The organism is Pseudanabaena yagii GIHE-NHR1 (genome assembly GCF_012863495.1).
In the GTDB taxonomy this organism is placed as follows: Bacteria; Cyanobacteriota; Cyanobacteriia; order Pseudanabaenales; family Pseudanabaenaceae; genus Pseudanabaena; species Pseudanabaena yagii.
Window position 1 is genome coordinate 967,907 of record NZ_JAAVJL010000001.1, and the last position, 20,726, is coordinate 988,632.

A 20,726-nucleotide genomic window follows, 5' to 3' on the forward strand; every position below is an offset into this window, starting at 1 on the left:
GGGATAGTGAAAATATATAAATATGCAAATATCTTTAGAAAATCTATTAGAAGAAGTATCAGGTATTGAGACGATTACTAATCCTGCACAAGTTGCGAAACTTTCGGAAGATTATGCACACTTTAGTCCCGTCCTCGTTCCATTGTTAGCAGGAAAAGTTGGCGATGTCGTGGTACGACCTAGTAACGAAAGTGAAGTATTGAGGATTGCCCAAACCTGTGTGAAATATAAAATCCCTCTGACTGTCAGGGGTAGTGGAACAGGAAACTATGGACAATGCACGCCGATGCGTGGTGGGATAATTTTAGAAACTTCTCGCCTACAAGCAATCAAATGGATAAAAGCAGGACTAGCCTGTGTGGAAGCAGGCGTAAAAATGGTAACCCTTGATAAAAAAGCCCAAGAAATTGGTTGGGAATCGCGGATGGTTCCATCAACTTTTAGAACTGCTACCGTTGGTGGATTTATTGCTGGCGGCAGTGGCGGTATTGGTTCGGTTTTATATGGACAATTGCGCGATCGCGGAAATTTACGCGCTGTGCGTGTCGTTACCCTCGAAGATGAACCCCGTATTATCGAGTTGCGAGGCGATGATGTCCAAAAGGTCAATCATGCCTATGGCACAAATGGCATTATTACAGAACTAGAAGTTCCTTTGGCGACCGCCTATGGCTGGTCAGAGTTTGTAGTTAGTTTTACGGACTTCATGACTGCGGCAAGATTTGGGCAGGCTCTTGGTAATAGTGATGGCATTATCAAAAAGCTGATTAGTGTCCATGCTGCACCAAGTAGCAATTATTTCACAGCTTTACAGAGCTATATTCCCAAGGATTCCCATTGTGCATTGGTGCTTGTTGCTGAAAGCGATCGCGAACCATTTCTCAGCCTTGTTAAGGAATTTCAAGGTGAAGTTTGCTATGAGAAAAATGCTCAGGAAGCAAGTAAAGGACTCAGCCTTGTTGAGTTTTCTTGGAATCACACGACACTCCATGCCCGTGCTACCGATGACTCTTTTACCTATCTTCAGAGCCTATTTTTAAACGATCCGAAATTGGAACTTGTGCAACGGATGCATGAATATTTTGGTGACGAGGTAATTATGCACTTGGAGTTTATTCGGGTAAATGGGGTGGTCATTCCTGCGGCGATTCAATTGGTACGCTTCACGACAGGCGATCGCCTCAATGAGATCATTGCCTACCACGAATCGCAGGGAGTATTCATCGCCAATCCCCATACCTATATTCTCGAAGATGGTGGTATGAAAACCGTAGATTACGCTCAGTTGAATTTCAAGCGCATGGTTGATCCTTACGGATTAATGAATCCCGATAAGATGAAAGCTTGGAAGTCATAAAAAAGGGACGCTAAAAAATTAGCGGAGAAAAAACGTCCCACCATGTTCACATGGCTTCGACTCCGCTCAGCCAACGTTGGCTGAGCGGAATCGAAGCCACAGGTACTTTTATTAATAGCAAATTTTTAAGCTTACTTTCTTAGGATTTGGCGACCATACTTTTATAGGTTCCATCTAATACTGATAGCGCCGCCACATATTGCGGATCTTCCTTAGTACCTAGTTGCTTACGAGTGATTGGTTGCGTAAGTTCAACTTCCACATCGGGAATGATGCCGCGTTTGTGGATATTGTGATGTTTAGGAGTTTCGTATTTGGCGATCGTCACCGCTAAACCTGAACCATCTTCCAATTCATAGAGAGATTGAATTAATCCCTTACCAAAAGTTGTTGTCCCCACAAGCTGAGCACGATCGTTCTCTTGTAACGCACCAGCGAGGATTTCACTAGCGCTAGCCGTGCCACCATCCGTAAGCACTACTAACGGAGCCTTAGTAATGGCATCGCCTTTGGCTTCAAAACTTTCTTGCACGCCATGACGATCTACGGTATAAACGACAGTTCCTTCAGGAATCCACATCCGCGCAATTTGTAAACCTGCATCAAATAGTCCCCCTGGATTACCGCGTAGATCAAGTACATAGCGATCTGCGCCTTGAGATTGAAATTTCTTCAAGGTCTTTTCCATATCCGCCGATGCATTACCATTGAATTGATTTAAGCGGATATAGCCGACTTTATGATTTTCTTCTTGGTTGAGCTTAGCAATGATTGGTGTAACCGCAATGCGATCGCGTTTAATCACCACATCAAGCTGCTCAAATCCTTTGCTATCAGCAAGAGGACGCTCTAGGCTCAGCTTCACTTCAGAGCCGATCGCTCCACGCATTCTGTTAGCACATTCATCAAGGGACAAGCCTTTAGTGGGAATGTTATCAATGCCAACAATGCGATCGCGCGATCTCACACCCGCCACATCCGCAGGCGAACCTTCAATCGGTGCAATCACTGTCACCTTGTTATCAGGTTCATCGACAACTATTTGCAAGCCCACACCTGTTAACTCCCCCGATGTGCTGGTCTGCATACTTTTAAATTTGTCTGGTTCTAGCAAACGGGTGAAGGGATCATCCAAAGTTGCGAGCATTTCGCGAATTGCCGCATAGGTATCTTCACGACTATTAAATTTGCGATTGATAAATTGACGACGTACTTTGTACCAGTTTTGATGGTTAAAATCCGAATCCACATAGGAACGGTTGACGATTTGCCAAACATTAGTGAGGAATTTTTGTTCTTGCAAATAGTCTGTCACCGCAGCATTTGCCCCGCCAATCCAGAAAAATTGCAAGGCGATCGCCATCAAACCAATCACAAGCCAAGACCAAATCCGACGCTGTTTTATCATGCTCTCTACGCAAACTCTCGATGCAAAAAACTATTGCCTCTATCCTAGCTAATCTTTCTTCGCTCGCAAACGTTCCTAAGGTTTAATATCCAGAGAGTTGCGGCACGAAGTGCCGCAACTCTCTGGATATTACGTCCTAATCTGGCTGACAGCAGCTATAAATTAGAAAGCCCACAAAGTGGCTTTTCTAATTTATAGAGTTTGATCCAAATGCAGCATTGGCGGAAATTTCAAGCAGCCTTAATTTTTTATACCTGTCTGCCCCTACGTCCCAAGGGAATGCTCGATTTTCGGGGAATTGCTGTCTATGCGCCACTAATCGGGATTTTTATCGGTAGTGCGATCGCCTGCTTAGATCTCCTGTTAGGACTTCTTAAGCCTACGCCTGAATTTATTTATCTGCGATCGCTACTTACGATTTTATTAGGATTATTGATTACGGGCGGTTTACATCTCGATGGGGCAATGGATACTGCCGACGGGCTTGCTGTTACCGATCCCAATCGTCGCCTTGAGGTGATGGCGGATAGTCATACGGGAGCCTTTGGCGCAATGGCAGCGATCACCATTTTGCTTTTAAAAGTAGTTGCGCTTGCGGCAATTAGAGATCAGCGATTTTGGATTTTAGCCAATGTTTGGGCTTGGGCAAGGTGGGGACAGTTACGAGCAATCATGGCTTATCCCTATCTCAAAGCGATCGGTAAGGGCAAATTTCATCAAGAGGATTTGCATCAATGGCAGGTGTGGCTAGTGGCAATTCTATTGACAATGAGTAATTTAGCGATCGCCTATTTTTTCCATGCAATCTATTTAGGAATTGGTATAACGATAATCGGTTTTAGCCTTGCATGGCTCATTGGTGCATGGTTTAATCGCCAGTTCGGTGGGCATACAGGCGATACTTACGGTGCGATCGTCGAGTGGACAGAAGCTCTGAGTTTATGTGCGATCGCCTTTTTATAAAGTTCCTGAATCTTTTTGAGATTGCTATATTATGGAGATTAAAAGCTAAAATTTTAATGCTATGAAAATATTAGAACAAACACCTAGGAGACTGGTGTTCTACAGTAGACCTATCGGACTGTGGCTATTTACAGCCATATTCCCTACGATTGGTATTTTGATTGGTATTTTTTTCATAGACATCAACTCTTTTAGCTGCAAACGCCAAGGCTCAAGCAATGATTTGTGCCAAAAAACAACTATTAGTACGCTAGGAACACGCACAACTCAAATTCCACTTAACGATTTGCTAGGTGCTGAGGTCAGACAAAAATATGACAAGCAAGAAATATCCCACCGTCTTGAAATTAATACCAAGCAGGGTATCGTTCCATTAGGTCAGGGATGGGGAGGCGGAAGTAGTTCTTTTAGCGAAAGTGCAATGGCTGCCCAAATCAATAATTTTTTGCGAAATAGTCAACAGAAATCAGTCTCAATCACTCTATATCCAAGTGCAATTTTACTAATTTGGTTTTTCCTATGGGTCCCAATTACTTTATTGATATTCTTTACTGTTGCTCAGGTTAGGATTTGTACATTTGACAAAAATCTTCAAAAATTGAAGGTGGAAGTAAAAGGTTTATTGGGTTACAAATCGTCTGAATATCCTCTAGAGCAAATTTCAGATGTTATCATTTTAGAATCAGCATCAAGCAATAGTATCGCAGTAAATCCAGTCTATGTGGTTCTCGATTCAGGACAAAAGATATCTGTTTACTTGACATCATTATCTAATAGTAGCGATTGGTTCCAAAAAGCTCAAGAAAGCACCAACTTAATCAAGTCTTTCTTGGGACTTCCCATTTAATATTTTCCTATCTCATTAAGTTGAAACCTAGAATAGATTATGTTATCCAAACTTAAAGTCCAACATTATAAAAGCCTCTTTGACACTGAAATAGATCTAGAACCACTAACTGTCTTTATTGGGCCAAATGGCTCTGGCAAGTCCAATATTTGTGAATCTCTAGTTGTATTATCTGATTTCCTTAATAGACTGGCAGGGAGTATCAATAACGCATACAATGCCAAGGATTTTTTTTCCCAATCACTTCAAGCCGTGAGTAAAACCCAAGTAAATATTGAGTCTAAATTTTGGCATGGTAATTTAGATCATCTTTGTTTCATAGTCAGTGCTCTTAAAAAAAATGAAACCGCTTTATCCAAACTGACTGATCTTTTCGTGAGTTTTGCTTACCCACAGCAAAATATTTTAATAAAAATCCTTGAAAACGAGATTGCCAAGGAAACTTCAGAGGCTTCACATACGCTTTCTTTAAGTGCATTTCTGGTTGCCAACAACTATCAATTTTCTCCAATTGCAGAAGCTTTGCGTAAGATTTGTATTTACGATTTTGCTCCACTAAATTTGTCTAACCAAGTTTCATCCAATGGCAGTATGGCAAGAACAGGAGAGGGGATAGCTTATGCTTTAGTTGATATCTTACTTAGTAATCGTAAAGGTTTTGATGAATTAGAAGAGAGGCTAAAATTTCTTGTTCCAAACATACAAAAAATCTCATTACCTCGTAGTAGTAATCAGAGTTTCTCATTACAATTGATAGATAAATATTCAGAACATCATATTCCTGCTTCTGATATATCTGATGGCACATTGAGGATATTAGCTTTTCTGACAGCGCTATATCAAGAAAACACCCCTAGTATTATTTGCTTTGAAGAAATCGAAAATGGCGTGCATCCTTGGCTACTGCACAAAATGATGGAGCTATTAAAACTTGTTTCCACGGAAGGAATCACTGGTAAACCAGTTCAAGTATTGATTACAACCCATTCTCCCACGCTACTAAATTATGTCGAACCACATCAAGTCCGCGCTGTAGAACTTGATAACGAAGGCAAAACTCAAGTTCATAACTTGCCCACAGATTCTGTCCGTTTTCAAAAAGCACTAGAAGCCTATGATGGTTCTCTTGGTGAACTTTGGTTTACCAACCAGTTTGGAGGTAATCCTGCATGAATCGTGCGATTCGGATTGGGTTAATTGCTGAAGGAGAAGCAGAACTCGGTGCAAGTATTCCATATATCAACCCAGAAGATGGTGGAAAAATTATCGAAAGATGTAGAGAAGGTGCTTTGCATACTCTGATTAGACGAGAGCTTCAAGCCATTGGTTTAGATTGTGACTTTGTGCAAAGACATCCTACAAATCATGAAAGTGGAATTTTTACGAGGCGGACTGGGCACTCAATTTTACAACCCAAATATCTTGCCCAAGTGGTCATCGCATGGAAACCTGAAGAGATCGATATGATTTTGATAGTGGTTGATGCCGACGACGTTTTATCCAAAAGACAGCATGATTTAGAAATTGCTTTAGCTAAAATTCGTAGTAATCATTTAGATGAGAATGAACAGGAAATTAGCGATCGCAGTGCGGGTGGATTAGCAATTAGAAATTTTGAGACATGGTTACTTGCCGATACTCAGACTATTTCACAGGTTTTAGGCGTAGATATTGCCAAGTTAGAAAACTTAGAGGATTTAGAAAATACAAAAGAGATTTTAGAAGATGCGATCGCAAATTCTACATACCTAAATGAGAAAACAAATAATCAACGACCATTAAAAATCCGTTGGGATCTTGCCACTCACATAAATTTAGACATCATTAAAAACCATTGTCCTCATGGATATGCAGCCTTTACTCAAAACCTCATAGCAGCAGCAATATGCACCACAAAAAATCAGTTCATTGTTAAATCGTAGAAACTTTAGCGATCGCTATCACACAATATGTATGCTGATAAACACATAAAAGCAAGGACTGCGATCGCCTATTCATATTGAGGGATTTTGGATAATAGTCTCAAGTTAGCCATATCCTTGTAGAGAGACTATCATGAGTAAAACGACTTGGAATATTCTCGGTATCCTTACCATTGTGGCGGGGATCCTGCTGTTCATGTTAGCCCCAGAAAGATATGCAGCCTTAACTCCAGAACAGCGTCCTACATTTATAGCAGGTGGGGTTTTAATTTTGGCAGTACTTGGCGCGATCGCTAGTACTTGCTTCTTTCCCAAGTCACGTCCTGTAACCTTACGGATTTTAGGTGCGATCGGCATAGCATCTTGCATATTTACTCTGATCGAAGGTGCTCATCAAGGAAACTTTTCTAGATTTCCCGTAACGATTGGGTTTTGGCTGCCAGGGTCAGTTTATCTGGTAGTTAAAGGCAAAATGACCTAGATAATTAATCACATCAACCATCCATAAACCAATGAATTTACTTCGAGATTTAGTTTTATTTCCTCTATTACTATGCGTTGCTAGCACAACCATACCTAAATCTCTAGAAGCTAAATCAAATCCATCAATTCCCCTAGAACGCTATCAGCTAGCCAATGGCTTGCGTGTGTGGCATCAATATCGACCAGATAGCCAATCTGTGATTGTCTATCTGGTAATAAAAACTGGCTCGCGGAATGAGACTGCTGCCAATAATGGGATTTCTCACTATGTCGAGCATATGGTCTTTACGGGCACAGAACGTTGGAATGAAGAACAGGTTAAAGATACAATCTCTAACATTGGTGGGTCATGGAATGGTTGGACAGATCGAGAGCAGACTGGTTACTATGCACTGGTTGCCGATCGCGATATCTCAACAGCTTTAGATTGGCTATCGCAAATAGTCTTTCATCCGACATTTCCTGTGGATAAGGTGGAGAAAGAGCGACATGTGGTTTTCCAAGAAAAGGGAGGACAGTATGGATGGTTGATCAATCAGTTAGAAGCATGGGGATATGGTTACGATCTTAGTCGAGAAGTGGAAAAAGCACTATTCCCAAATTCCACTTTGACAATGAGTGTGATTGGAGAAGAGGATTCCCTGAAACGAATTGATCGGAATATGTTGCTGGATTATTACAAACAGCATTACACCACTGAGAATGCGACTCTGATCGTGGTTGGCAATATTGAGCCATCACAATTGAAACCCATGGTAACAACCTACTTTGGTAATTTGCGATCGCAAGGGAAACCCAACTCAATTACAAACGCAATCCCAGCCAATCAAGGAGCCTATCGCGTCAAAGTTGCAGGGCCGATGCTCAATGATCAAATTCGCTTAATGACAGGAGCACAAACTGTCGGTGATAAACATCGCGATCGCTGGAGTCTTGATGTTTTAGCGAAAATGATGAATCGTGATTTAACAGACGAGATTCGCACAAAGCGGGGCTTGGTTTATAGTTTATCGGCTTATAACAATAGTTATGAGGATGTGGGATATTTCGCAGTCTTTACTCGTTCCGAAGAAAAACATCGAGATACGATTTTACAACTCATTGATAGCTATATAGAGAATGTGCGACAAGGCAAAGTAGATGAAAAACGTTTAGCAGAAGCAAAAACAGCGTTAATTCGGTCTTGGCTGATCTCACGAGAAGGTAATGGCGCGATCGCAGGCTCATTGATATCTTGGTCAGCTATACTCTCAAACACGGAAACCATCCCAGATTATGTCTCAGAAATTGAGAAAGTTTCGGCAAAGGATCTTGTTCGCGTTGTCCAAACCTATTTTGTGCCACAACATCGTTTTGTAGCAATACATCAGCCTGCCATTACTTTAATCGTTGGGTTACAAATTGCTGGGATAGTCATCATCATTATTGTAGGAGGGTTCATTATCTATAAAATATGGCGGCGGAAAAAGGTCACGAAAGAAGTTAATTCTCTCTGAGTCATTCTCAATAACAATAATATTGGCAGTTTATATGAGCTTCATTACAAAAGAAAGATTAATAAGTGGATTCGGCATTCTTTTTTTATGTGCCAGCTTTCCGATGGCTAGTTTAGCTAAAACTCCAGAGATTGAAAGTAACATCAAGATGGGCGGGATTCCTACTGTTTGTCATTTACAAAGGTTGAAAACGATTACGGAACCGACAAAACAAGTCTCAGTCTTCGCGCTCCAACTCAGACGCTATCAGAAAGCCAATCAAGATCGCCTTGTGTTGCAACTAGTTAATGGCATGGACAAGAAGCAATTTCCTGAAATGCAAGTAGAGGCATTGATACAGGTTGTATACCATTACATAGCAGTAAATGAACCTGAAAAAGCAGTTTCTGTGCTTAATCAAGCATCCCAGTTACTACAAAATGATTTGTCATCAATCAGCAATAATGAGCAATCTAGATGGCAAACCCTTGTTTTTTATAGAGAGAAGTATGATCTTTGGGGAAACTTAGGAATGCTTTTTATCGAATTAAAACAGCCAGAACTGGCAGAGAAAGCTCTTTTACAAGGACTAAATATCAAACAACAAAAACTCAATGAATCGCCTAGAGACAAGGTTGAGTATATGGTGAAGATTGCTAGAGGATTGTTTGCCTTGGGCAAGCAAGAACAGGCGATCGCTATGTTAGATAAGAGCTTAGAAGTCACCCAATCCCTCAAAAAAAGTAATAGCGGTAGAGATAGACAAGACTGGCTAAATTTATTGAACAATCTCAGTTGGGAATATCGTGCGTTCGGAAAAGTTAGTAAAGCTGAGCAGTTGTTTGCCCAGATTCTTGACTATGCCAACTCCTTTGGTAACCCATTAAGTAAAGTCTGGTGGCTATCGATAATTGCCGAAAGAACTTACTTACCTCCTTCTGTATTAGATTTTGGCGATGAACGTCAAGCTAAATTGAAGCAGATATTTGGCAAGATTTTACAGACTGCAATCTCGCATCCGACGATTGAGATGAGCAGATTTATCACCTATGCGTTAGCCTCAGAATGGTTGCAGTTTTCAGGAGTGGACTCGGCAATGCAGATAGTCAATACTATTGCTGATCCAGTAGAGCGATTTAAAGGTCTATCTCCCATTTTAGCGAACATTCGCAGTGAAAATGCTAGCAAAGACATCGATCTGCTCGCACCGTTATTACATGAAGCAGAATCGCTAGCGCGAACAATTCCATCAACTGCTGATCGCGATCAAGCTTGGAATGTCATTGCTAAGACCTATGCCAAGTTAGGTCAATCTCAAACAGCACTACAGATGATTGAGCAGATTCAATCGGTGGAGCAAAAGCAACAGACTTTGATTGATGTGGCAGATAACCTAGCTCGGAACGACAATCCTGATTTAGCTCTCAGTCTGATCAAGAATTTACCAAATAATTTAATGCAGCAAGTTGTATACGACTCAATTCAGGCTTATCTCAAAAATGGAAAGCTAGAAGCCGCCCAAAGTCTACAAGGTCGTTTATCCCCAACTTATCGAAATTTTGTCTTGGCAGATCTAGCCAAAGGTTTCGCAAAAGCTGGGCATACCACCAAAGCGCTGAAACTATTGCAACAAGTTACGGAAACTCGTTGGCAACTTGAGTCCTTTATTTTAATTGTCAAGCAATTTCTTGATGTCGGCGATCTGGAGCAAGCCTTGGTATTTGCTCAACAGATGCCTCAGTCTTCAGAACCAGATATTTCTTCCAAGGCTTCGTTATTAGAAGAAATTGCGATCGCCTATGCAGAATCAGGACAATATGAAAAATCTCTGCAAATATCGCAATCTCTCCAAGATCGCTCCATATCTCAACTAGTAACCTGCGCCAAGGGACATACAGGAAAATAAGGAACCGATTTTTTGTGGCGCGGCGAAGCCGCGCCACAAAAAATTTGGTTCCTTATTAAATCGCAGAACCCTAAGCGATCGCCATAAAACCAAGCGCTTGGCAAATGCGTGTATACTCAATTTGCCAAGCAAAAATCAATCACAGCCAAGTTTTGGAGTTTAGGGTTTGCCATAGGCAAAAGTCCAAATTGCGATAACAGATAAACTGAACTATGCAGCTTAGATATATATTTCGCGTTGTTAAGACTATGTTCTTAACCTATTACGCCTACATGCTCGAATATCGTGCCGAGCTGTTTATCTGGTTACTATCTAATTCTTTGCCATTTATTTTGATGGGAGCATGGCTCAAGGCTTCAGAAAATGGTAGCTTTGGCATGACATCGCTAGAATTTATCCGTTACTTTCTCGCCGTATTTATCGTGCGCCAGTTTAATATTGTCTGGGTGATTTGGGACTTTGAGAAGGAACTCATTTCAGGTCAACTTTCCCATCGGCTATTACAACCCATCGATCCCTTTTGGCATCATTTAATCAATCACATTGCCGAGCGTTGGGCAAGATTACCGATGTTGGTGGTTTTGGTAGCACTATTTTTTATTCTCTATCCACAATCATTTTGGATACCCTCATTAGCAACTGGTTTACTCGCAACATTTCTGGTGGCGATCGCCTTTTTATTACGCTTCCTAATTCAATATACCTTTGGAATGCTTGCCTTTTGGACAGAACGCGCTAGTGCGATCGAGCAACTCTGGTTTTTATCCTATATATTTCTCTCAGGAATTATTGCGCCCTTAGAAGTGTTTCCCCCATTAGCGAGGGATATCGTCCTATGGACTCCATTTCCCTATATGGTCTATTTCCCCTCTGCGATTTTAGTGGGCAAGGCGGTAAATATCTGGCAGGGAATTGGCGTAATGGGGGGATGGATGGCAGTTACTTTTGTAATCAATCGCTGGCTATGGCGTAAGGGCATTAAACAATATTCGGGAATGGGTGCATAAAATCTATCTAAAAACCAAGCTTAAGCCTCTTTTCTGATTCAACAAGAGTGAGAAATGCTATATTCTCCACAATAAATTGCCATAAAAGCAGGGATTAACAATATGAAATGGGATGAAATGCGGGAGAGCGACAACGTAGAAGATGTGCGTGACGGCTCATCTAGCTCAAGCTCATCACCATTAGGAATGCTCGGCGGTCTAGGTGGACTAGGCTTTGGTGGTATTGCGATCGCCCTAGTTGCGGGTCTAGTTTTTAAAGTTAATCCTGCTCAGCTTTTAGGCTTTTTATCTAATACAAAGCAACCTGCACCACAGTCTCTAGTCAAACAACCCACCAAAGATCGTGACTCTGCCTTTGTCAAATCAATTCTTGGTGATACCGAAGATACTTGGGGAAGAATTTTTAAACAACAACTAAATACTAACTATCAAGCCCCTAAATTAGTCCTATTTGCAGGTTCCGTTAATTCGGCATGTGGCTCCGCAAAAACTTCGGCAGGTCCCTTTTACTGCCCTGCGGACAAAAAAGTATACCTAGATATGGGTTTCTTTAAATATCTAGAAGCTACGGCTGGTAGTGATGCGGACTTTGCGCGAGCCTATGCGATCGCCCATGAAGTCGGTCATCATATCCAAAATTTACGCGGCATATCTGGTAATGTCAGACAGCTAAAGGCAAGCTCTAACAAGGTCAAAGCTAACGAACTCTCAGTACGTCAGGAATTACAAGCGGATTGCCTTGCGGGTGTATGGGGACATTTCACGGCTCAGCGTGGTCTGATTTCCGATCAAGATATTACTAAGGCTCTCAATACAGCTACGCAAATTGGTGATGACTACTTACAAAAACAGTCAAAGAGTGGACATGTAGTTCCCGAATCCTTTACGCATGGCACATCTCAACAAAGGGTCACTTGGTTTAAGCGTGGTCTGGATACGGGAGATATGAATCAGTGTGATACATTTGCCACCAATCAATTGTAAACAAAGGGATGAGAAGCGTCCCTACAGTCCCTGATCAGTCCATGATGTAGGATCTTCTAAAGGCTCTAAATGCGTAAATACTTTGATATTGGGGATAGTTGCCATAATTTTGGATTCAATCTCTTCGCATAAGTCATGTCCCTCCTGCACAGTCCATGTTCCTGAGACTAAGACATGAAAATAGACAAACCTCTTTGTGCCTGCAATTCTGGTACGAATATCGTGAAATTGGATCTTCTGGCGATCGTAAGCCGATAAAATCTCATCGATCATTTGCCTTTCCATTAATGGAATAGAAGCATCTAACAGCGCCGATCCACTCTCCTGTATTAGCTTTACGCCAGTCCAGACAATATTTGCCGCGACCAATAGAGCGATTAAGGGATCAAGAATCAGCCATCCTGTTACAGATACTAATAATATGCCGAGGATTACCCCCACAGAAGTCCATACATCGGTAAGTAAATGATGAGCATCAGCACGTAACGTAATCGACTGGAGGCGTTTCCCTGCTTTGAGTAAGATCAGGGCAAGTCCACCGTTGATTGCTGATGCGACTAGGGATAAGACTAAACCGAAACTGATCTGCTCTAGAGGCTGAGGATGCAAGAGTCTAGGGATTGCCGCGATCGCAATACTAACCGCCGCAACTAAAATTAATGCGCCTTCAAACCCACTGGAAAAATATTCAGCTTTGGAATGTCCGAAGGCATGTTCCTCGTCTGGAGGTTTCGCGGCATAGGTTAAAGCCCACACTGCACCGATTGCGGCAATGAGATTGACTCCTGATTCAAGGGCATCGGATAAAAATCCAATGGAATTAGTTAATAAATAAGCACCTAATTTCAATCCGATAGTAAGGATGGCGGCTCCAATCGACAGAAAAGCATAAGAACGAGCGGATCTATTTTGCATATCAGATTTTCTAAGAACAGTCATCCAAGTGATACATCGGGTTTCATTTTGCCGTAGGCAAAATGAAACCTCAAAACTCTTACTAGCTGATGGTAAGTGGAACCCTCATCCCCCAACCCCTTTTCCCGCAGGAGAAGGCAGGGTGGTTTCATTTTCGGGAAGTGATAGTGAGAAGGGATTACAGAAAAACAGCAAAGCCAAAATAGTAAAAAATGGTCTGTTAAGAGCTAAACAAAAAGCAAAACCAGACCATGAACTTTATAGAACAATTAAAGCAGATCCCAGACCATCGGAAAAGTAAAGGTAAGCGACATCCACTATGGCTAGTCATGTGCTTAACCTTGCTGGGAGTATTGTGTAATTATCACGGATATCGACCCTTAGCAGATTTCTGTGAGAAACATTGGCAAACCCTACAAACAAGGCTAGAGCTAGCACCAGAGAGTCGAATCCCGTCATATTCGACCTTTCGTCGTGTCATTCAAGGAGTAGAAATTGAGCCAATAGTTAAACTATTTAACGAGTGGTGTAGAAATAGCTATACAGGCGAATCAGGGCAATGGCTGGCGATGGACGGAAAAAGCATCAAATGTACTGTCTCCAATCAGACTGATTCTAGGCAAAACTTTACCAGTACCGTATCAGCCTTTACCCATGAAACGGGAGAAGTAATAGCCCTTGCCGTATCCGAAAACAAACAAATTAGTGAAATCGAAGTCGTTAAACAAGTGATTACCTCTTTACAAGGGCAGAAAGCCTCTTTCACCCTAGATGCCTTACATTGCCAAAAAGATACGGTGAAATTAATTGTTGAACAGGAACAGCATTATTTGATTGCGCTCAAAAATAATCAACCGAATTTGCTCAAGATTTTGGATAACTTACATCAAACCACGGAAGCCCTTAGCTATGCTGAAGAGTTTGACAAATCTCATAGCCGTCAAGTGCGCCGTCGCGTTTGGGTTTATCCTGCGCCGACTCACCTACGTAAACAATGGTCGTCTCTACAGTCTTTGATTTATGTGGAACGCGAGGGCTGGCGTGATGACAAGCCTTTTGTCGAATCAGTTGGTTATATTTCTGACTTGTCTCTCAAGGCGGCTCAGTTTCTTGACCCGATTCGCCTACACTGGGGCATTGAAAATCGCTTACATTGGGTGCGCGATGTCCTTTTTCAAGAGGATACGGGGTTACGTCGTGGTGGTAATGCTCCTACTATTTGGGCAATTATTCACTGTTTTATCATGACCACTGTTCGTCGCCTTGGCTTTCGGACGATTCCTCAGGGGCAACGGGTTCTCGCGAATCAGGTTCATCAAGTTTTTGATATTCTCTCCTGCTCTTATTCTTACTGATTTCCTCCTTCTAAATTTTCTGCTTCTCCCTTCCTGCTTGCTTTTCCGAAAATGAAACCACCCTGCTTTTCCCGCAGGAGAAGGGGAGCAAAACCCATATTATTTTCTTGTTCCCCTCTCCTGCGGGAGAGGGGCTAGGGGTGAGGGCTTTACAACTTTCCAAATAACACCAGTTACTAGAATTGCTTTTTTGTTTGCAAATGTGTATGGATACCTTTGCAAATCACTGTAGTAATCACACCAGTATAAAGATTGATGGCTGGAACTAATTGACGTTTACCAATCCTTAACCCATAGATGATAGGCAGCACTTCGTACCACCTATTATCTAGCGGGAGTGAGTTTTTGGTGGATATTTTATGAGATCTGCTTATTGATTTAAGAATATGTGAACGTTTTATCGTATATAAGAGTCTAAAGGTATCAACCATTGACGTGACTGTTATGCAAACCGAGAACCAGCTAGAACCGAAGGAAGATAATCTCCCCGAAGAACTATCCGATTTTCCCGACGAGCTTGCTCCGCCCAAGAAATCGTTTCTAGGACGCTGGAAATGGCGGATTGCCATTGTCTTAATCCTTGCGTTAGTTGGCGGTGGTGGTTACTATGCCTACACTCAAATGATTGCCCCTGCCAGTAATCAAGGCAGCCGTAAACGCGATCGCGTAATTTCGATAAAGCGGACTGATTTACCGATCATCGTTACCGCAAATGGCACGATCCAGCCCGAAAAATCCATCAACGTCAGTCCTAAAAGTTCAGGTAGGCTCAAGAGTTTATTAGTCAAAGAAGGGCAATCTGTGACCGCAGGACAGATCCTCGCCTATATGGATGAGTCCAATACCTTAGGACAAATTACCCAAGCTGATGGGCAATTGGCGGCAGCGCAGGCAAGTCTCGACCTCCTCCGCGCAGGCAATCGTTCTCAAGATATTGCCCAAGCCCAAGCAAACTTAGCTAATGCCCAAGCTACCCTCGAACAGTCAGAAATCGTTTATCGTCAAAATCAACAGCTATATAAAGAAGGGGCGATCGCTTCTAGGGATCTGGATGCTTCAAGGACAACAATGGAAGCAAATCGCGCTAAAGTCACCCAAGCGAGAGAGGCTTTATCGTTGCAACAGGCAGGTTCACGACCTGAGGATATTGATCGCGCTCAGGCTCAAGTTGTGGCGGCAGCAGGTACTTTGCAAACTGTGCAATCACAATTGGAAGATACGATTATTCGCGCTCCCTTTGATGGTGTAGTAGTTAGGAAGTATGCCGATCCGGGAGCCTTTGTAACTCCCACAACTTCAGGCAGTGCAGTAAGTTCCGCAACGGCTTCTTCAATTCTTGCCCTTGCTAGCAATAACCAAGTCGTCGCCAATGTTGCCGAAGCAAATATTGCTCAAATTGCCGTCGGTCAGGAGGTCTCCTTTCAAGTTGACGCTTATCCCAATAAGAAATTTAGCGGGCGGGTCGTATCGATTTCACCACAGGCGATCGTTAATCAAAATGTCACCAGTTTTGAGGTGAAGGCAGAAATCACTTCTAAGGACAAGGAAATGTTGCGATCGGGCATGAATGCTAGCTTAGAATTTCGGGCAGGACAACTAAAGGATGTTTTGGTCGTACCCACCGTTGCGATCGTGCGGCAGCAGGGCAGTACAGGGGTCTATGTGAAGACAGAACAGAATACAACTCCTGTATTTACACAAATTGAAACAGGTGTCACCGTGGATGACAAAACCGAAGTGAAGTCAGGCTTGAATGGTGATGAGAAAATCTTTGTTTCCTTCCCTGAAGGTTCCCGTCCCAAGACCGAGCCTAGAGGTGTTCCGGGGTTAACGCCTTCTACGCCGCAGAGACAACGAGGGTAAAGGTGAGAATAAATTTATGCAAAAGTTAAAGCCAATCGCCAAACCTCCAGCAAAAACATTGGCAAGGCAACGTATTCAGGTTGCGAAAGTTCCTTTTGCAGAGATTCTGACTATGGCAGCAGAATCTCTGTGGAATAATCGTCTCCGCACAGCCCTGACGATGCTAGGCGTAATCATTGGGATTGCGGCGGTAATTGCGATTACATCGATCGGACAAGGCATTCAGAAGTCAACCGAAAATCAGTTACAGGCGCTTGGTACAAATTCGATTAACGTCCTCACAGGTTCAGCAAGAACAGGTGGTATTAATCAGGGTGGTGGTTCTGCTTCCACTTTGACCTTAGAAGATGCTCAAGCTGTAGCCAAAGCCCCTGCGATCAAGTTGATGTCCGCATATTTACAGCGCAATAGACAGGTTTCCTACGGTAATCAAAATACTTCCACGACGGTGATTGGCACGGATGTTAATTATTCACCAATTCGGAATACTTTCCCAACTGAGGGTAGATATTTTGAGCAAGAAGATATTGATAATGCTAAATCCTTAGTAGTACTTGGCTCGAAGGTGAAATCTGATTTGTTTGGTCGGGCAAATGCGATCGGCGAGAGAATTCGCATTCAGGGAGAGCAGTACCAAGTCATCGGGGTAATGGAATCAAAAGGAGCTTCAGGTGGTTTCGATCAGGACGATCGCGTATATATTCCTTTAAAAAATATGTCAGCGCGACAGGTTGGCAATAATTCTTTGCAAGGCATCTCCGTGAGTGGTTTTTGGGTACAGGCTCTAGACGAATCCGAAATTGAGGCGGCTCAATTCCAATTAACCAATCTCCTGCGTCTGCGCCATAAGATTTATCCACCTCAGCCCGATGATTTCCGCATTGTCAACCAAACGGATATTGTCAGCGCTTTTACAAATATTGTCGGATTGCTAACCCTGATGGTCGGCGCGATCGCTGCCATATCTCTGATCGTTGGTGGTATTGGTATTGCTAATATCATGCTCGTTTCCGTGGTCGAGCGCACCCGTGAAATCGGTGTCCGCAAAGCGCTAGGAGCAACGAGAGCTGCCATTCTCAATCAGTTTCTCACCGAGGCGATTTTAGTCTCAGGGCTGGGTGGCATAGTTGGAATTGGGTTAGGAGTAGCGATCGCCTATGGTTCAGCAACAATTTTTCAGTTCCCATTTCTGATCTCAATTTGGGCAGTTTTGGCAGGTTTTGGCTTATCAATGATTGTTGGCTTAGTGGCAGGGGTAATTCCCGCCCGCAGTGCCGCCAAACTCGATCCTATTCAAGCGCTTAGAAGCGACTAATTTATGAGAGAGCGTAAACCTTCGGTTTACGCTCTCTCGAATATAACGCAAGTGACTAACTATGATTCGTTTAGAAAATATCCGCAAAGCCTACCGACTCGGTGAAGTTGATGTTCCCGTTCTTAAAGGTATTGATTTAGAGATTCAATCTGGGGAATATGCCGCAATCATGGGGATGTCAGGCTCAGGCAAATCCACCCTCATGAATATCATCGGCTGCCTCGATCGCCCGACCAAAGGGAAATATTATCTCGAAAATCGGGAGTTAACCACCTATAACGATGATGAACTCGCCTATATTCGCAATCGTCGCATTGGGTTTGTATTTCAGCAGTTTAATCTCCTAGCCCGTTCAACTGCCCTTGAGAACGTGATGCTACCGATGATTTATTCCAATATTCCTAAGGAAAAGCGTCGTCGTCTGGCTGTCGAAGCCTTAACAAAAGTGGGACTTAGCGATCGCATGGCAAATCGTCCCAATCAACTATCAGGCGGACAACAGCAACGGGTAGCGATCGCTCGAGCCTTAGCCAATCGTCCAGCCTTAATTCTTGCCGATGAACCAACGGGAGCTTTAGATACGCATACTTCTCATGAGGTGATGAATTTGCTTGCTGACTTAAATGAGCAGGGGATTACGATTGTGCTGGTAACTCATGAGCCAGATGTCGCTGAGAGAACTCGCCGCATTATTCGCATTCAAGATGGGTTGATTTCTAAATAAAAACCCTTTATGCCTCGGCAAAGCCGCGCCATAAAGGGTTTTTATTAAAGGATAATTACCCACAAGGCGATCGCTAAAAGTAGCGTACTCACATGCTGAGGTAAGAGCGATCGCCAAGACTGACGGGCAATCTTTTGGGTTAAAACCCATGTCAGTAGCACTGAAAAAATCAACACAGTTCCTTGCAAAAATGCTGTTACCGCAGGATGGGCGATCAAAATAGGAAGACTTGAGCCATCCATTCCCAAAGTTGCCCAAGTCACGGGCAAGACACGACCAGCTTCTTGTAGGAAAAGACGTAAATAATGGGCAAGATTTGCGCCCAGAGCTAGGGGTAAATATCCATAGGCAAGCTGGATAAAGGACTTGGGTTTACAGGTGTTAAGCCCATAGGGTAACTGATTGTCTTGGCAACTTTTCTTCCAATTAACCATGATGAAATGGAGCGATCGCATCATGCCATAGGCAACTAAAGGAACTGCTGCTACAAACAGCAAAATCAGCACCGATAGTCCTAAATGCGGTAAGAATTCATCTGCATTAATTTGCCATGCGATCGCTGTTTGAATCTCTGGCAATCGATGGAGAAACGCCCCGCCTAGCAATAGCAGTAACAATGCGACTTCGTAGGTGCGCGGCACATGGGTTGTCCATAACTCGATCGCAGATGGACGGAGATTGAACTCTACGGAACGATGGGGGCAAGCCTTGAGACAGGTCATACATAGAACACAGTCGCGATTGTCTTGCAGTTGAGCAGGATGGGAATATAACGGACAGCCATTAGTTTCCAAACCTTCGCCTTTTTTCGCGCCACCCTTATAGCATTGATAGGTAGTGCATTCTGCGGAGCAAGTCCCTTGCTGAGCACGTAACTCGGTCATGGAGAGTTTTGCAAATAGTCCATTCATGCCGCCAATTGGACAGAGATAGCGACACCAATATCTCCGCTCAAAAATTAATGAGCAAATCATTGCTCCTGCCGTAATCAACAGTAGTAAATAAGCCGAAAGATAAGCGGTATTTTGTAAATCCCACAGTTCTTCCCAGAGATAAATCAGTACAAATAGACCAAAGAGAAACCAACCACCCCATCGTTCGGAAAGATCCCGATTCCAATGTTTTAGCTGTCGGGGAAAGAGCCACAGTGAGATTTTTTGCGTGACTTCTCCATAAATCATAAATGGACAGATCGCGCACCACAGTCGCCCCACAAATGGAAATCCGATCAAAATCAATGGCCACCACCATGCCCAAAATAAGTTAAGGGCAACATTGCGATCGCGGGTTTGGGGGGCTAAAAATAGCGTCGCGACAACAATCGCAAAAAATGTGAGCGTAAATCCGTAGTTAATGCGATCGGTGAACCATTCACTGCGTAAGAAACGGCGCAAACTAGGATAGGCATTGAGTAGATTAAACCGAAATTTCTTTCCCTTGGGTTGGGGCGACCAAAACACAGCCTCAGTTAGAAATGGCTCATTCAAGGACTGCACGATCGCCCGTCCTACTAAAAATCGGAGTTCCTTTAAATTTTCTGGGAAGTCATAGCCTTGTAAACTACGGAGGGCTTCGGCAGTAATTGTCGGTTTAGGAATACCGCGATCGCGACAGAATAGACTAATGTAATATTCCACATGGGGTTTAATGTCAGCCTTACGGACTCTCAATGCAGGAACTTTAATGGAATGTTTCACATGGGATTCGCAAGTGGGTTGAGATTTCTCTGTCACCATGATGATCCGCGTTTCACAGATTAACGGCTCCTCCTGTTCATCACTACCGACGGGTCTATAGGTGCGCGTTTCTAAAAGCTGCACAATCTTAGGAATCAGTTCCTCTGGTAGTTCTTGAATATTATTTAAAACGAGAGTTCCTGTTCCCAAATAGGTCAATAAGCCAGCATTCCCCCCTGCTCTCCCAAATAGCTCAGCTCCACTTACCTGTACTAAATTGCAATTGACTTTAGCGATCGCTTCCCGTCGATAGGTCGAGTTAAAATGAATCAACGCCGCAATATTATCCTTATCCAGCCCCGGTTCTCCAAGGATTAATACTGGCTCTCGATCTTCACTTGCCTGTTTAATTTCATGGCGTAGTCGCGTTGCATAACGACTCTTACCAATGATTCCGCGCTCGGCTTTAGTAATTAAGTAAGGCTGTAAAACCTGCGATCGCTCTTTTATAAACATAGTTTCACTA

17 protein-coding genes are annotated in these 20,726 nt (G+C 43.0%); 14 read left to right on the forward strand and 3 right to left on the reverse strand.

Going from position 1 to position 20,726, the window contains the following annotated elements; all coding sequences use genetic code 11:
• Nucleotides 1-22 precede the first annotated feature (22 nt).
• The gene (locus tag HC246_RS04590; RefSeq protein WP_169362366.1) at nt 23-1,357 is read left to right on the forward strand and encodes an FAD-binding oxidoreductase; all 1,335 of its coding nucleotides are present in this window, start codon (nt 23-25) and stop codon (nt 1,355-1,357) included.
• A gap of 139 nt (nt 1,358-1,496) precedes the next feature.
• Here HC246_RS04590 and HC246_RS04595 read toward each other — a convergent pair whose 3' ends face one another.
• Nucleotides 1,497-2,765 (reverse strand): S41 family peptidase, encoded by a 1,269-nt coding sequence (locus HC246_RS04595; RefSeq protein WP_169362367.1) that lies wholly within the window; start codon nt 2,763-2,765, stop codon nt 1,497-1,499.
• Between the two features lie 210 nt (nt 2,766-2,975).
• On the opposite strand from HC246_RS04595, the gene cobS reads away from it, so the two are divergent.
• The 9 genes from cobS (at nt 2,976) to ypfJ (ending at nt 12,352) form a co-directional block, all read left to right on the forward strand.
• Nucleotides 2,976-3,728: an adenosylcobinamide-GDP ribazoletransferase gene (cobS, locus tag HC246_RS04600; RefSeq protein ID WP_169362368.1), complete on the forward strand. Its 753-nt coding sequence runs from the start codon at nt 2,976-2,978 to the stop codon at nt 3,726-3,728.
• Nucleotides 3,729-3,789: 61 nt separating this feature from the next.
• On the forward strand, nt 3,790-4,575 hold the full coding sequence (locus HC246_RS04605) for a hypothetical protein (protein ID WP_169362369.1): 786 nt from the start codon (nt 3,790-3,792) through the stop codon (nt 4,573-4,575).
• 39 nt (nt 4,576-4,614) lie between these two features.
• A complete protein-coding gene (locus HC246_RS04610) occupies nt 4,615-5,748 on the forward strand; it encodes an AAA family ATPase (RefSeq protein ID WP_169362370.1) in 1,134 nt (377 codons plus the stop codon).
• Nucleotides 5,745-6,497: a DUF4276 family protein gene (locus HC246_RS04615; RefSeq protein WP_169362371.1), complete on the forward strand. Its 753-nt coding sequence runs from the start codon at nt 5,745-5,747 to the stop codon at nt 6,495-6,497. Before HC246_RS04610 ends, HC246_RS04615 begins: the two co-directional genes overlap by 4 nt.
• A 133-nt stretch (nt 6,498-6,630) precedes the next feature.
• Complete coding sequence (locus tag HC246_RS04620) at nt 6,631-6,978, forward strand: hypothetical protein (RefSeq protein WP_169362372.1); 348 nt, start codon at nt 6,631-6,633, stop codon at nt 6,976-6,978.
• A gap of 31 nt (nt 6,979-7,009) precedes the next feature.
• On the forward strand, nt 7,010-8,476 hold the full coding sequence (locus HC246_RS04625) for a M16 family metallopeptidase (RefSeq protein ID WP_169362373.1): 1,467 nt from the start codon (nt 7,010-7,012) through the stop codon (nt 8,474-8,476).
• Between the two features lie 103 nt (nt 8,477-8,579).
• Nucleotides 8,580-10,361, forward strand: coding sequence for a tetratricopeptide repeat protein (locus tag HC246_RS04630; protein ID WP_169362374.1), 1,782 nt, complete (start codon nt 8,580-8,582; stop codon nt 10,359-10,361).
• A gap of 212 nt (nt 10,362-10,573) precedes the next feature.
• Entirely contained in the window at nt 10,574-11,368 is a 795-nt protein-coding gene (locus tag HC246_RS04635; protein ID WP_169362375.1) for an ABC transporter permease, read from the forward strand.
• A gap of 102 nt (nt 11,369-11,470) precedes the next feature.
• Nucleotides 11,471-12,352, forward strand: a complete 882-nt coding sequence (gene ypfJ / locus HC246_RS04640; RefSeq protein WP_169362376.1) for a KPN_02809 family neutral zinc metallopeptidase — start codon at nt 11,471-11,473, stop codon at nt 12,350-12,352.
• Between the two features lie 21 nt (nt 12,353-12,373).
• Here the strand turns inward: ypfJ and HC246_RS04645 are convergent, their stop codons facing one another.
• Complete coding sequence (locus HC246_RS04645; RefSeq protein ID WP_169362377.1) at nt 12,374-13,267, reverse strand: cation diffusion facilitator family transporter; 894 nt, start codon at nt 13,265-13,267, stop codon at nt 12,374-12,376.
• Between the two features lie 251 nt (nt 13,268-13,518).
• Here HC246_RS04645 and HC246_RS04650 point away from each other — a divergent pair, with 251 nt between their 5' ends.
• The 4 genes from HC246_RS04650 (at nt 13,519) to HC246_RS04665 (ending at nt 18,524) form a co-directional block, all read left to right on the forward strand.
• Nucleotides 13,519-14,622, forward strand: a complete 1,104-nt coding sequence (locus tag HC246_RS04650) for an ISAs1 family transposase (RefSeq protein ID WP_169361865.1) — start codon at nt 13,519-13,521, stop codon at nt 14,620-14,622.
• 444 nt (nt 14,623-15,066) lie between these two features.
• Entirely contained in the window at nt 15,067-16,485 is a 1,419-nt protein-coding gene (locus HC246_RS04655) for an efflux RND transporter periplasmic adaptor subunit (RefSeq protein WP_169362378.1), read from the forward strand.
• 16 nt (nt 16,486-16,501) lie between these two features.
• The gene (locus HC246_RS04660) at nt 16,502-17,800 is read left to right on the forward strand and encodes an ABC transporter permease (protein ID WP_211167628.1); all 1,299 of its coding nucleotides are present in this window, start codon (nt 16,502-16,504) and stop codon (nt 17,798-17,800) included.
• A gap of 61 nt (nt 17,801-17,861) precedes the next feature.
• Nucleotides 17,862-18,524 carry an ABC transporter ATP-binding protein gene (locus tag HC246_RS04665; protein ID WP_169362379.1) on the forward strand — a complete coding sequence of 221 codons (663 nt, stop codon included), beginning with the start codon at nt 17,862-17,864 and terminating at the stop codon, nt 18,522-18,524.
• Nucleotides 18,525-18,568: 44 nt separating this feature from the next.
• Here HC246_RS04665 and HC246_RS04670 read toward each other — a convergent pair whose 3' ends face one another.
• The gene (locus HC246_RS04670; RefSeq protein ID WP_169362380.1) at nt 18,569-20,716 is read right to left on the reverse strand and encodes a sigma 54-interacting transcriptional regulator; all 2,148 of its coding nucleotides are present in this window, start codon (nt 20,714-20,716) and stop codon (nt 18,569-18,571) included.
• Nucleotides 20,717-20,726: the final 10 nt, after the last annotated feature.